At 47.7% G+C, this 516-nt stretch carries 1 protein-coding gene; it reads right to left on the bottom strand.

What is annotated here, in order from left to right:
• On the bottom strand, positions 1–516 hold a 516-nt coding region (locus tag BFP77_RS16445; protein ID WP_143751930.1), incomplete at both ends, for a DDE-type integrase/transposase/recombinase.

The raw sequence follows: 516 nt of genomic DNA, 5'->3' as shown, positions 1-516 counted from the left end.
CCCTTACTTGGTCGATATCCTCGAATATATATTTGTCAAGGACCCCTCGCCGATAACTACCATTGAACCTTTCCACAAAAGCGTTCTGGGTCGGTTTTCCCGGTTGGATATATTTGAATTCTATCCCGTGCATCTGGCTCCAATCGTTCGTTAAATGAGCTATGAACTCCGGGCCGTTATCCATTCGTATCTTCTTCGGTTTGCCTTTTTTGTTGATAAGATGGTTCAGTACCCAGACGATACGGTTGCTGGTCAAGGAAAAGTCCACTTCTATATAAAGTGCCTCCCTGTTGAAATCATCGATTACGTTGAACGACCTGAAGCGTCTCTTGTTTTCAAGGACATCGGTCACAAAATCCATACTCCAGGTGTGGTTGAGCTCGCCGGGGACCTCCAAGGGCTCTTTGACCCTTGCCGGCAGACGCTTCTTCGCTTTTCTTCTCAAAGGCAGTCCAAGGGCCTTGTACACACGGTGGACCCGTTTATGGTTCCATTGCTTCCCTTCAATGCGCAAAC

This window comes from Maribacter sp. 4U21 (assembly GCF_002742365.1).
GTDB lineage: Bacteria > Bacteroidota > Bacteroidia > Flavobacteriales > Flavobacteriaceae > Maribacter.
This window is presented reverse-complemented; position numbering and strand designations above follow the sequence as displayed.